Origin of the sequence: Nocardia sp. NPDC051030, from assembly GCF_040683015.1 — a bacterium.
GTDB lineage: Bacteria > Actinomycetota > Actinomycetes > Mycobacteriales > Mycobacteriaceae > Nocardia.
Genome location: NZ_JBFBCD010000002.1, coordinates 803,710 through 816,622, shown reverse-complemented (window position 1 = coordinate 816,622; position 12,913 = coordinate 803,710). Strand labels below are relative to the sequence as shown.

Sequence of the window (12,913 nt, the reverse complement as noted above, 5' to 3'; positions counted from 1 at the left end):
CCAAGAAGGGCGTGCCTCCATCAAGCCGGAACGATGTTGCTGCGACGTAACCGATGCTTTCCGGGGGCATTACTGCGCGTTACGAACCCGACCCCGCCACTCCGGCGCACCGCTCGGGGCGAAGACCTCGTGACCTCCGGATACCATGGCCAGGACGCCCCGGCGGGACGTCGGTTCACACGGCGGAAATCACAACGCACGGGAGAACGGACCCCATCGATGTCATTGGCCACCTATGAGCCACCCTGGCTTCGCACCGTCGATATCGGCGACGAGATTCGTGGCCTGGCCGCCTGGTGGGGCCGCCCGCAGCGCCTGCGCCGCGCCCTCGCCGCCTACCATGATCTCCTCGCCGTCACCCCGGCGTCCATCGCCTACGCCTTCACCCTGTTCGTGACCTGGTGGACGCTGCGCGGGGCCAGCGATATCGTCGGCCGCAGGCTGATCCTGTCGGCCTCCACCAATCTCCGCAATATGCAACGCGATCCGATCCAGGTGCTGGTCGCGTCCGCCTTCTGGACCGACGGCGGCTTCCCGTGGTCACACATCCTGATCCTGCTGACGCTCATGGCGCTGGCCGAACGCTGGCTGGGTTCGCTGCGCTGGATCCTGGTGGTGGCCTGCGGACATGTCGGCGCGACGTGGCTCACGGTGCTCGGTATCGCGCACAAGATGGACAAGCACCTGATCCCACTCCGGGTGGCGCTGGCCTCGGATGTCGGCCCCAGCTATGGGATTTCGGCCATCCTCGGCGTCCTCGCCTTCCGCTTACGTGGCCGCGCCCGGCTGATCTGGGCGGCCGGATTGCTGATCTACTACGCCTTCGAGGTGTGGCACGGCCGCACCTTCACCGACTACGGCCACTTCTTCGCACTGGTCATCGGCCTCCTGCTGGGCCTGATCGCCGTGGCGGCCTCACATCGCCTGGTAGCCCTGCAACGCCGAAAGGCCTTGGCCAGAGCCCATTCCGCCGCGCCGGAGTCGGCACCGCCGCAGCCCGAGGCGGTGCCGAACCAGGTCGAGCCGGTGCCCTCACGCGCCGAGGCGGTACCGAAACGAACCGAGCCGGTATCAACGCGAATCGAGCCGGGCGCGAACCCGACCTAACCTGGATCCCGCCTCACCGCGTCACTGCCCGACCCGACCGAGTCACTGCCCAACCCGACCATGTCACTGCCCGACCGGACCGAGTCAGTGCCCGACAACCGGGTCGACGCTGGGCCGCTCACGCTGCACGAGCCGGACCGCAGGCTCGACCAGACGCGCGACGATCGGCCCCAAGACCGCCATCATCAGCACGTACGCCGATGCCAGCGCCGCGAGCTGCGGATCCACTCCGCCGACCGAAACCGCCAGTCCGGCAATGACGATCGAGAACTCCCCGCGCGCCACCAGCGCGGCCCCCGCACGCGCCCGGCCCATCCGGCGAATCCCCTGCCGCTTGGCCGCCCACCATCCGGTGCCGATCTTGGTCAATGCGGTCACGATCGCCAGTGCCACCGCCCAGCCGAGCACCGGCGGAATGGCTTTGGGATCGGTATTGAGCCCGAACGCGACAAAGAATATGGCCGCGAACAGATCCCGCAGTGGCTCCAGCAGCTTGGCTGCCTCCTGCGCCGTCGATCCGGAGATCGCGATACCGAGCAGGAACGCGCCCACCGCCGCCGACACATTCAGCGATGAGGCCACGCCCGCCACCAGCAGCGCGGCCCCGAGCAGCTTGAGCAGGAACACTTCATTGTCATTGCTGTCCACGATGGCCGACACATACCGGCCGTAGCGCAAGGCCACCACCAGCACCACGGTGATCGCCACCATCGCGATGCACAGCGATTTCGCCCCCGCCGCGAAGCTCAGCCCCGCCAGCATCATGGTGAGAATCGGCAGGTACACCGCCATGGCCAGATCCTCGAACACCAGGATGGACAGGATCACCGGCGTCTCGCGGTTACCCAGTCGCCCAAGGTCATTGAGCACCTTGGCGACGATCCCGGACGAGGAGATGTAGGTGACGCCACCCATGGTGACCGCACCCACCGCCCCCCAGCCGAGCAGCAAGGCCACCAGCACACCGGGCGTCGCATTGGCCACGATATCGAGCAGACCCGCCACCCAGGAGCGCCGCAGCCCGGTCACCAATTCGGCTGCGGTGTACTCCAATCCGAGCAGCAGGAGCAGCAGTACCACGCCGATCTCACCGGCTAAATGGCCGAATTCGGCGGCGGCCCTCATCTGGACGATGCCACCCTCACCGAAGGCGAGGCCACCCAAGAGATAGAGCGGGATGGGTGACATGCCGAAGCGGCCGGCCACCCTTCCCATCATGCCCAACGCGAACAAGATCGCGCCGAGCTCGAGCAGGGCTAGACCGGTCGAATCCACCGGTTCAGCCGTCGGCCAGGATGCGAGCGGCCGCGTCCAGGCCGTGCGGAGTTCCTACAACCACCAGCAGGTCGCCGGAGTCGAGCACGAAATCCGGTCCCGGTGAGGGGTGCAGCTGCCCGGCGCGCATCACCGCGACGATCGAGGACTTGGTGCGCGTGCGCATCCCGGTCTCGCCGAGCATCCGGCCCCGATACGGCGATTTGCCGGTGATCGGCAGCTGCCGGGTGGTGATCCCCGGCAGGTCAGAGTGCTCATCCTTGAGCTGCTGCACCAATTGCGGCGCACCGAGCAGATTGGCCAGCACGGCCGCCTCATCGGTGGTCAATGGCACCTGGGCCAGGCAGGCATCGGGGTCATCGCGCTGCGAGACGATGAGGTCGATGCTCCCGTCCCGGTGCGTCACCACTCCGATCCGGCGGCCGGAGCGCGCTTCGAAATCCTTCCGCACACCGATACCGGGCAGGGCTGTCACGTCGACGTTCACGCGTCCAGATTAGGCCAGAGCGGGACGCACGCGGCGGAGCGGCGAGGCGAACACCGCCCACAGCACCGAACCGGCCACCGTCGCCGCGGCTCCGATGCCGCAGACCAGGCCCCAGCCGCCGGATTGATAGGCCGCACCGGCGGTCACCGACCCGGCGACGCCGCCGAGGAAGTACGTCACCATGTACGCGGTGGTCAGGCGGCTGCGGGCGGCCGGATCGAGGGCATAGATCGCGCTCTGATTGCTCAGGTGAATGCCCTGCACGCCGAAGTCGAAGATCACCAGCGCCACGATCAGAACGATCACCGAGTGACCTCCCCAGGCCAGCAGCACCCAGCTGCCCAGCAGCACCGCCCAGACCAGAGTGGTCACCACCCGCAGCTTCCCGCGATCGGCCATCCGCCCCACCACCGGCGCACCCAGAGCGCCGACAACACCGGCCAGCCCGAACAGCCCGATGGCGAATTCGGAGTAGTGATACGAGCTCGAATGCGCCCCCGACAGCAGGAACGCCAGCGAGGTCCACACACCCGAAAAACACGCCATCCCAAGGAAACCCAGTGTCATGCGCTGACGCAGCACCGGATGCACACGGATCAACCCGAAGATCGAGGCGAGCACCTCGGAATACCGCTCCCCCGCCGCTGCCCGCCCGGTCGAGGGTGCGAGCAGGTACACGCTCACCGACATCACCAGCTGAATCCCCGCCGCGACCACCAGCACCGCACGCCAGCCACCCACCTGTGCGATCGCACCCGACAGCACCCGCGAGACCAGAATCCCCAGCAGCAATCCGCTCATCACCGTGCCGACGACCTCCCCGCGCCGCTCCGGATCGGCCAGCGCCGAGGACCACGGCACCACGACCTGAGCGGCCGAGGCGGTGATCCCGGTGGCGAACACGGCCAGCAGCAGAATCGGGAAGTTCGGCGCGACCGCCGAAACCGCCAGCGCCACAACCGAAGCCGCCAACAGTGCCGGGACCATCCGGCGGCGCTCCAGGAAGTCCCCGAGCGGCACCAGCAGCGCGAGCCCGCACAGGTATCCGACCTGCGACGCACTCACCAGCAGTGCCGCCGTGGCCGTCGAAACATTCAGCTGCCCGGCAACCTCCTGCAGCAGCGGTTGCAAGTAGTAGTTGCACGCGGCGGAGGACCCCGCCGTGATGGCGAAGACGAGCACGGTGAACCGAGTCAGCCTCGCGGGAGCGGCAATCGATGTAGTCACGCCAACCATCGTGCGGCGCACTGCGAATCAATAAAAGCGATGGTTTTCGATATGGATATCTACAAATTGGATGGCAGACTCACCTCGTGGAGATGCGGCAAATCGAATGCTTCCTGGCCTGCTGCGATCAGCGCTCCTTCACCGCCGCCGCCCGATCCCTCAACCTGGTGCAGTCCGCGGTCTCGACCAGCGTCGCCAGGCTCGAACACGAGCTCGGCGCGCGCCTGTTCGACCGCACCCCGCGCACCCTCGAACTCACCGAGGCGGGCCGCGCCCTGATCACCCCCGCCCGCGCGATGCTGCGTGCCCGCCGCGACATCATCGATGCCGTCGACGCCACCCGCGGCCAGGTCCGGGGCGAGGTGGTGATGGGCAGCCTGATGAACATCCACAGCTTCGATCTCGCCACGGTCATCGCCGGTATGCACCACCGCTACCCCGAGGTCACCATTCAAATGCGGCAAAGCATTTCAGGCACGGCGGGCAATCTCGCGGGCCTGCGCGACGGCAGCCTCGATCTCGCGTTGCTGATCGGAACGGTCACCGAGATCCCCGGTATCACCCTGCATCAGATCAGCGCGGAAACCCTCGTCCTGTGCACCGCACCCACTCATCCGCTCGCGGGCCGTCGCTTCCGCGCCGCGGATCTGGACGGGGTCCGATTCATCGATTACGCCCCGGGCTGGAGCATCCGCAGTGTCACCGACAGCCGCTTCCCCACGCGCCGTCCCGTGATCGAGGTCGCCGATCAGGGCATCGCACTCGAACTGGCCGCCGCGGACTTCGGCGTCACCCTGGTAGCCAAATCAGTGGCCGACCGCGCGCGCGACACCATCGTCTACTCCGAAGCCGCCGACCCCATCCCCTGGCTGGTCGCCGTAGGCCACGACGCCCAGCGCACCCCCTCGAACGCCGCCCGCGCGGTCATCCAAGCTCTCGGCACCGGCAGCCGGATCTAGCCGTCCGCCAACCGGTTCAGCCGTCCTCGAGCGGCGCGAACGACCCGTCGGGCCCCGGCACGAACTCCGTCACCTCCACCACAGCGGCGACCGGCAACGGCCCATACAAATGCGGAAAGTGCATCGACTCCGGATCGCTCGGCACCCCGGGTTCCCACTTCACAGGCGAACCCAGCAGACCGGAATCCAGCCACAGCAAAACGAGATCCCGCCGCCCGGCAAACAACCGATTAGCCGGAAAATGCGCCTGATAGGTGGCAGACAAGTGGATGAACCCCACCTCATCCAGCGAGGCCGCCCGATACTCCCCCGCCGCCCGAGCACTGTCCCACTCATCCCGACTACAGATGTGCACCAGCGTCTTCGGCGTCGCCTCAGGTTCGATTCCCACCGACCCAGTCTAAATAGCCCCCACCCACAAGGTCGATCAGCATCACGTGGTTCACACCCTTCCGCTTGGTACGCACCCGTTGCAGCCGACTGGAAATGGGTGCGTACCAAACAAACGGGCGTGTACTCCCTCATGTCGATCCGTGAGGCTTCAGGCCGATCCACTTCAACGCAGCCGCACACCGCCGCGATCGCGCACCCGAAGCCGCACACCAGACGGGTCAGCAGCAGCCGGGAGGGCGTCGGCAGCCCAGACGCGCGGCCCGTCGGCGGTGCCGCGTGAGATCGCCCGCGCGGGCGATCAGAAGGGGGCAGGGTGGGCTAGGTGGACCGAGACGTCGTTGACGCCGACCACGGCGGGGGCGAAGCGGCCTGCGGCGCGGGCTCCGATGGAAGCGTCGGTGGTCCAGAGGCTGAGGCAGGGGCCGGTGGGCTGCTGTTGTTGGGCCAGTTCGAGGGCTTCACCCGCGTCGGCTACCCGGACCACGGGAAGGATCGGGCCGAGGGTTTGGTGGGTGAGGACGGACATGGTGGGGTCGACTTCGCCGAGGACGGTGGGTTCGAAGCGGTGCCCTTCGCCGGTGCCACCGCAGCGCAGGGTCGCGCCTTTGAGGAGGGCGTCGCGGACCTGGTCGCGGACGAGTTCGACCTGGGTCGCCGAGGTCATGACGCCCAGGCCGGTCTCGTCCCCGAGCATCGGCCCGAAGGCTGCGGCCTCTGCTGCCAGTTTGTCGAGAAACGCGTCGTAGACGGAGTTCTCGACATAGATCCGTTCGATGGAATTGGAATTTTGCCCATCGTTCGCCAGCCCGCCGAGCGCAATGCAGGCGGCCGCCTGATCCAGATCGGCGTCGGCCAGCACCACGGCCGCGGATTTGCCGCCCAGATCGAGACAGCACGGGATCAACCGCCCGGCCGCGCGCAGCGCCACGATCTTCCCGGTCTCGAAACTCCCGGTGAACCGGATGTAGTCGACGCTGTCGAGCACCGCGGGTCCGGCCTCGTGCCCGGCCACGCTCTCGAACACCGCGGGCGCGCCGAGACTCGCCCAGCCGCCGGTGACGGCGCGCATGGTGAGCGGCGTTTCCGAAGAGGGCTTGACGACCACGGCGGCCCCGGACACCAGTGCGGGCACGGCGTCGAACATGGCCAGCGCCAACGGATATGTCCACGGGCCGATCACTCCGGCCACCGCGCAGGCGCTGCCCGCGACCGCCACTTGCAGGGCGGCGGCGGGCCGCGCGAACACCTGCGGATGTCGCCCGCCGAGGAATTCGGCGGCATGGATGCGGTAGTGATCGAGCGCGTCGAGGGCGAGCGTGAATTCGGCCTCGGCCTCCGATTCCGTTTTGCCGGTCTCGCGGCTCAATAGCGTGACGATGCCATCCCGGTTGTCCAGCAACCAGTTTCGGAACAAGGTCAGCCAGTGCACCCGGCCGACCATGCCCAGCGAGCGCCACACGACGCTGTTGTCCCGGAGTCGTTCGACGGTGTCGCGCACCTGATCGGGCGAATCGGTCGGGATGGTGTCGATCACCTCGCCATCGGCGGGCGCGATCACGGTGAGCATCGGCGGGCGGACCTTTCCGGCATCCGGCAGCTGATTCTGATTTGCGAGCGCTATGCGCATGAAACTCACCGTATGGCTGAGGGTTTCGGGCGACCAGCTGGCAATCGGCCAGGAATCAGCGAATATGGGCCGTATACAGGCAACTTACCCACCGGTAACGGCCCGGGGACGCCGAATGTTTGCGAGACTTCCTGAGTGACGGAAGAGTTGGAGCAACTGCGTTCCATCACCAGCGTGGCCCTCATAGCCGATTTCGCGCTGGGCCGGGGTTTGACCATGCGGTCGGTTCTCGAGGGTTCCGGCATCAAGGAAGCCGAGGTCCGCGACCCCTCCACCGAAATCACACTGGCTCAGGAATTCTCGGTGATGCGCAATGTGGTCACCGGTATCGACAATGAGCCCGGGCTGGGTTTGCTGGCGGGCCTGCTGTGCCATCCGCCATCCATGGGCGTGCTGGGTTTCGCCCTCATGAGCAGTGCCAATCTGCGCAATGCCATGGATATCGCGCTGCGCTACGCGGACCTATCGTTCACCACCGCCGACCATCACGTCGAAGAGCACGGTCCGCACGTCTGGGTGGTCCGCGACGACGGCAATGTGCCCGAGGACATTCGGCGTTTCACTCTCGAACGCGACCTGGCCGCCATCGCGACCCTGCAGCAGGATCTGCTGCCCATGCGGGTGCCCGCGGTGCGTGTGGAGCTGTATGTGGAGGCGCATCCGATCTACGAGATGTTCGGTGCGGTGTTCGGCGTCGAGGAGGTGCTGTTCTCGATGCCGCAGTCCCGCATCATCTTCCAGTCCAGCATGCTGGAAACCCCGCTCCCCCAGGCAAATGTATCGACCGCCCGGTTTTATGAGCAGCAATGCAATGACCTGATGGAGAGCCGCCACAGCCGCAGCGGCCTCAGCGGCCGGGTCCGCCAGCTCCTCATCCGGCACGGCGGATCGGCTGACCAGACCCGCATCGCGGCCGACCTGGACGTCAGTGTCCGCACCCTGCGCCGCCGCCTCGCCGAGGAGGGCACCACCTTCCGCGAGCTGAGCACCGAAACCGTCGGCCTGCTCGCCGAGGAGCTGTTGATCGCCGGGCTCACCGTCGAACAGGCCGCCGAGCGGCTCGGTTACTCCAGCGTGTCGGCCTTCGCCTCGGCCTTCCGGACCTGGAAGGGGCAGTCGCCCGGACACTTCGGCCGACTGCATCGCGGCCGGGCCTCCGTGCGTTCCTGAACGATCTGGTAGACCGGCTGGTACGCCCGCCGTCCAGCCGACCGTTCGAGGAACCATGAACCCGTCCGTGATCATGTCCGCCCGCGATATCGAGTTCCTGCTCTACGACTGGCTCGATGTGGAGTCGCTCACCGCGCGCGACCGCTTCACCGACCACTCTCGCGACACCTTCGACCAGGTGTTGCGCCTGTGCCAGGACCTGGCCACCACCTATTTCGCCCCGCACAATCGCGAGAACGACCTGCACGAGCCCACCTTCGACGGCGAACGCGTGCACATCATCCCCGCCGTCGGCAAGGCCCTGAAGGCCTTCGCCGACGCCGGAATGATCGGCGCGGCAATGGATTACGAGGTCGGCGGCATGCAGCTGCCACATTCGGTCTACACGGCCTGCATGTCCTGGTTCCACGCCGCCAATGCGGGCACCACCGCCTACGCGCTGCTCACCACCGGCAATGCGAATCTGCTTGCCACACACGGCAGTACCGAGCAGATCGACCGCTTCGTGCGCCCCATGCTGGAGGGCCGCGACTTCGGCACCATGGCCCTGTCCGAGCCGCACGCCGGATCCAGCCTCGCCGACATCACCACCCGCGCCGTCCCGCAGGACGACGGCACCTATCGAGTCTTCGGCCGCAAAATGTGGATTTCCGGTGGCGACCACGAGCTTTCGGAGAACATCAACCACCTGGTGCTGGCCCGCATCCCCGGCTCTCCCGAGGGCACCCGCGGCATCTCCCTGTTCATCGTCCCCAAATTTCTGCCCAACGAGCAGGGCAATCCCACCGAGCACAATGACGTCGTGCTCGCGGGCATCAATCACAAGATGGGCTGGCGCGGAACCGTCAATACCGCACCGGTTTTCGGCGACGGCAACTTCACCCCCGGCGGACAACCCGGCGCGGTCGGCTATCTGGTGGGCGAGCCGAATCACGGTATGGCGCAAATGTTCACGATGATGAACGAGGCCCGCATAGGCGTCGGCCTGGCCGCGACGGCCCTCGGCTACACCGGATATCTGAAATCCCTGGACTACGCCCGCAATCGGCCGCAGGGCCGCCCGGTCACCGCCCGCGGCGGCGCACAGGTGCCGATCGTCGAACATCCGGACGTGCGCCGCATGCTGCTCGCCCAGAAGGCCTACGCCGAGGGCGCATTGGGCCTGCAGCTGTACTGCGGCCGCCTCGTCGACGAACATCGCACCGCCACTTCCGATTCCGCCCGCGATCGCGCCGCCACCCTGCTGCGCATCCTGACGCCCATTGCCAAGAGCTGGCCGAGCCAGTGGTGCCTGACGGCCAACGACCTCGCCATCCAGGTGCACGGCGGCGCGGGCTACACGCGCGACTACGACGTGGAACAGCACTACCGCGACAATCGCCTCAATCCCATCCATGAAGGCACCCACGGCATCCAGAGCCTCGACCTACTGGGCCGCCAGGTCACCCTCGACAATGGTGCGGCGCTGGCCGCCCTCCTCGAGACCATGTCCGCGACCGTCATCGCGGCCTCCACCTCCGGCGACGCCGAGCTCACCGCCTTCGCCGATGCCCTCCAGGCCGCCGCAGGGCGACTCGCCGCCACCACCGCGGGTCTGTGGCGCGACGGCGACCCGGTGTCGGCGCTGGCCAACTCGGCCGCCTATCTCGAGGCCTTCGGCCACGTCGTCCTGTCCTGGATCTGGCTCCAGCAAGCGCTCGCCGCGACCCCCCTGGCCGAGCGCGGGGATGCCTTCGGACTCGGCAAGCGCGCGGCCGCACGTTTCTTCTTCAAGTGGGAATTGCCGCGCACCACTGCACTGTTCGAGCTCCTGGATTCCGGCGACCGCACCACCCTCGATCTGGATCCGTCTTGGCTGTGAGCTTTGCCGGGCCGTGGCCGGAGGGTTATCCAATCAGAGTGTGGGTGTCGGCCCCCACGGGTAGTCTCCCGATAGACAACTCGATCAGCGTGTTCGGAGGGGGTCTCCGACGGCCTCACCGGTGTTCTCGCGGGCCTGTTCGCTTTAAGCGAAACCCCAGGTCATGTTAGGCAAAACACATGGGAAACTCATCGGGAACAAAGACCTCGCCCCGAACGTCTGACAGAGTAGTCATCAGCCACTGCTGGGAAGTAGCGGTAGCGAGCCCACGGAGTGGACTGTGGGCCCCACACCAGGCAAACGGCGCGCAAGCCCCGGGAGCCAGGACGGAGGAGTCATGCCAGGAACCCTGACAAGCACCCCACTGACCGCGGTCGATCGTTGTGACCGTTGCGGGGCGGCCGCGCGCGTGCGCGCCACCCTTCCCGCAGGTGGTGAGTTGCTCTTCTGCCAGCATCACGCCAATGAGCACATGGATCGTCTCCGTGCGCTCGAAGCCGTGATCGACTCGGAGTCGGCACCGGCGCTGTAAAGCTCCTCCATCTCGAGGACATCGGCCCTACCAGCCGCTCCACCTCGAGAGGTCCGCTCGACAATTTCATCTTCCCAACAGAAAACCCACAGCGGGCGACCTCACAGGTCGCCCGCTGTGTTCGTTCTGAAGCACCGGTCGGCGAGCACATCGGCACCGAGGGGTACGGAAGCTGTCGCACCCCTCGGCTACGGTCGGCGGATGGTTGACTCGCGATATTCGTTCTCGGCTGAGCTGTGGGTTTGGGAGGGGCCCGCCGCGTGGTACTTCGTGAATCTGCCGGAGGGGGTCGCGGATGAGATCGAGGAATTGTTCGGGCAGCGGGCGGGCGGGTTCGGGTCGGTGCGGGTGAAGGTCGAGGTCGGCGAGAGTCGGTGGGCCACTTCGATATTTCCGAGCAAGAAGCACGCCACGTATATGTTGCCGATGAAGAAGACGGTGCGGGAGGCCGAGGGGTTGAGTGTGGGCGACTCGGTGCGGATCGCGCTGACGATCGTGTGAGCCGCCCGTGGGGGCTACATGCGGCGCAGGGCCGCTATGCGTTCGGATAGTTGGTCGACCGTGGCCAGGGCGGTGGGGGGGCCGCCGCATTCGCGGCGTAGCTCGCCGTGGATGACGCCGTGGGGTTTGCCGGTGCGGTGATTGTGCATGGCGACCAGGCTGTTGAGTTCGCGGCGGAGTTCGCCGAGGCGGTCGGCGGTGGCGGCACGTTCGGCGGCCATCACATTGACCGGTTCGGGGCGGGCTTCGGCGGCGCTGATCTGGCGGGCCTGGCGATCGCGCAGGAGGGCGCGCATCTGGTCGGCGTCCAGGAGTCCGGGGATGCCGAGGTAGTCGGCCTCCTCATCGCTGCCGGAGAAGGTGGCGGTGCCGAAGGAGTCGCCGTCGTAGATGACCTGGTCGAGTTCGGCGTCGGCGGCCAGGGCGATGAACTTGCGTTCCTCTTCGCCGGGCTCGTCCTTCTGCTTATTGGCGTCGATCAGGAGTTCGTCGTCGAGGTCGCTCTTCTCGCGATGCGGCTTGCCGATCACGTGATCGCGCTGGACCTCCAGCTGCGCGGCCAGATCGAGCAGCACCGGGACCGAGGGGAGGAAGACGCTGGCAGTCTCGCCGGTTTTGCGGGCACGCACGAAACGGCCGATGGCCTGCGCGAAGTACAAGGGGGTGGAGGCGCTGGTGGCGTAGACGCCGACCGCCAGGCGCGGCACGTCGACACCCTCGGACACCATGCGCACCGCGACCATCCACGGGTCGGTGTTATCGCTGAATTCGCCGATGCGGTCGGAGGAGGACGGGTCGTCCGAGAGCACGATCGTGGGTTTGGTGCCCGAAATATGTTCCAGCAGTTCGGCGTAGTCGCGCGCCTTGTCCTGATCGGTGGCGATCACCAGGCCGCCCGCATCGGGCATGCCGGTGGCGCGCAGCTGGCGCAGGCGGGTGTCGGCGGCGGTGAGCACCTTGGACATCCAGTCTCCGGCCGGGTCCAGGGCGGTGCGCCAGGCGCGGGCGGTCTGTTCGGCGTTCAGCGGCTCACCCAGGCGGGCGGAATACTCCTCGCCCGCACTGTCTCTCCAGTGCGCCTCTCCGGAGTAGGCGAGGAATACGACGGGGCGGACGACGCCGTCGGCGAGCGCCTCGGAGTAGCCGTAGGTGTGGTCGGCCTTGGACTTCTCGAAGCCGGATTCGTCCGGCTCGTAGGTGATGAAGGGGATCTTCGAGTCATCGCTGCGGAAGGGGGTACCGGTGAGCGACAGGCGGCGGGTGGCGGGGCCGAATGCCTCCTCGGTCGCCTCACCCCAGCTCTTGGCGTCACCGGCGTGGTGGACCTCGTCCAGGATCACCAGGGTCCGGCGGTTCTCGGTGCGCACGCGATGCTTGAACGGATGCGAGGCCACCTGCGCATAGGTCACCACGACACCGTGATAGTCCGAGGAGGTGGAACCGGTGGAGTTGGAGAAGTTGGAGTCCAGCTGCAAGCCGATACGCTGCGCCGATCCCGCCCACTGATGCTTGAGGTGCTCGGTCGGCGCGACCACCGTCACCTGGTCCACCGTGCGGTCTCGCAGCAGTTCCATCGCCACACGCAGCGCGAATGTCGTCTTACCGGCACCGGGGGTGGCTACCGCCAGAAAGTCCCGAGGCTTGGTCGCCAAATATTTGGTGAGAGCCCTGCGCTGCCATGCACGTAATGAACCGCCACCACCCGAAGTCACTCGGAAGAGATTAGCTTTCCGGACCGACAGCAATCCAATCCGACACAGCCTGTTGTAGTGCC

12 protein-coding genes are annotated in these 12,913 nt (G+C 66.9%); 6 read left to right on the top strand and 6 right to left on the bottom strand.

What is annotated here, in order from left to right; all coding sequences use genetic code 11:
- Nucleotides 1-219 precede the first annotated feature (219 nt).
- Nucleotides 220-1,107 (top strand): rhomboid-like protein, encoded by an 888-nt coding sequence (locus tag AB0N05_RS08410; RefSeq protein WP_364689166.1) that lies wholly within the window; start codon nt 220-222, stop codon nt 1,105-1,107.
- An 84-nt stretch (nt 1,108-1,191) separates the two neighbouring features.
- On the opposite strand, the gene AB0N05_RS08405 is transcribed toward AB0N05_RS08410, so the two are convergent.
- Genes AB0N05_RS08405 through AB0N05_RS08395 form a run of 3 tightly spaced genes read right to left on the bottom strand, consistent with a single transcriptional unit; the run spans nt 1,192 to nt 4,096 of the window.
- On the bottom strand, nt 1,192-2,382 hold the full coding sequence (locus AB0N05_RS08405; RefSeq protein ID WP_364689163.1) for a cation:proton antiporter: 1,191 nt from the start codon (nt 2,380-2,382) through the stop codon (nt 1,192-1,194).
- Nucleotides 2,383-2,386: 4 nt separating this feature from the next.
- On the bottom strand, nt 2,387-2,869 hold the full coding sequence (locus AB0N05_RS08400) for a cation:proton antiporter regulatory subunit (protein WP_364689160.1): 483 nt from the start codon (nt 2,867-2,869) through the stop codon (nt 2,387-2,389).
- Nucleotides 2,870-2,878: 9 nt separating this feature from the next.
- Entirely contained in the window at nt 2,879-4,096 is a 1,218-nt protein-coding gene (locus tag AB0N05_RS08395; protein WP_364689157.1) for an MFS transporter, read from the bottom strand.
- Nucleotides 4,097-4,188: 92 nt separating this feature from the next.
- Between AB0N05_RS08395 and AB0N05_RS08390 the strand changes: the two genes are divergently transcribed.
- Nucleotides 4,189-5,055, top strand: coding sequence for a LysR family transcriptional regulator (locus tag AB0N05_RS08390; RefSeq protein ID WP_364689622.1), 867 nt, complete (start codon nt 4,189-4,191; stop codon nt 5,053-5,055).
- A 16-nt stretch (nt 5,056-5,071) separates the two neighbouring features.
- Here AB0N05_RS08390 and AB0N05_RS08385 read toward each other — a convergent pair whose 3' ends face one another.
- Complete coding sequence (locus tag AB0N05_RS08385) at nt 5,072-5,440, bottom strand: DUF952 domain-containing protein (protein ID WP_364689619.1); 369 nt, start codon at nt 5,438-5,440, stop codon at nt 5,072-5,074.
- A gap of 306 nt (nt 5,441-5,746) precedes the next feature.
- Nucleotides 5,747-7,075, bottom strand: coding sequence for an aldehyde dehydrogenase family protein (locus AB0N05_RS08380; RefSeq protein WP_364689154.1), 1,329 nt, complete (start codon nt 7,073-7,075; stop codon nt 5,747-5,749).
- A gap of 135 nt (nt 7,076-7,210) precedes the next feature.
- On the opposite strand from AB0N05_RS08380, the gene AB0N05_RS08375 reads away from it, so the two are divergent.
- The 4 genes from AB0N05_RS08375 (at nt 7,211) to AB0N05_RS08360 (ending at nt 11,139) form a co-directional block, all read left to right on the top strand.
- A complete protein-coding gene (locus AB0N05_RS08375; protein WP_364689150.1) occupies nt 7,211-8,245 on the top strand; it encodes an AraC family transcriptional regulator ligand-binding domain-containing protein in 1,035 nt (344 codons plus the stop codon).
- Nucleotides 8,246-8,300: 55 nt separating this feature from the next.
- Nucleotides 8,301-10,106, top strand: coding sequence for an acyl-CoA dehydrogenase (locus tag AB0N05_RS08370; RefSeq protein ID WP_364689147.1), 1,806 nt, complete (start codon nt 8,301-8,303; stop codon nt 10,104-10,106).
- A 337-nt stretch (nt 10,107-10,443) separates the two neighbouring features.
- Nucleotides 10,444-10,638, top strand: a complete 195-nt coding sequence (locus AB0N05_RS08365; RefSeq protein WP_364689144.1) for a hypothetical protein — start codon at nt 10,444-10,446, stop codon at nt 10,636-10,638.
- A gap of 201 nt (nt 10,639-10,839) precedes the next feature.
- Nucleotides 10,840-11,139: a DUF1905 domain-containing protein gene (locus tag AB0N05_RS08360; protein WP_364689141.1), complete on the top strand. Its 300-nt coding sequence runs from the start codon at nt 10,840-10,842 to the stop codon at nt 11,137-11,139.
- Nucleotides 11,140-11,153: 14 nt separating this feature from the next.
- Here AB0N05_RS08360 and AB0N05_RS08355 read toward each other — a convergent pair whose 3' ends face one another.
- Nucleotides 11,154-12,851, bottom strand: coding sequence for a DEAD/DEAH box helicase (locus AB0N05_RS08355; RefSeq protein WP_364689138.1), 1,698 nt, complete (start codon nt 12,849-12,851; stop codon nt 11,154-11,156).
- Nucleotides 12,852-12,913 lie beyond the last annotated feature (62 nt).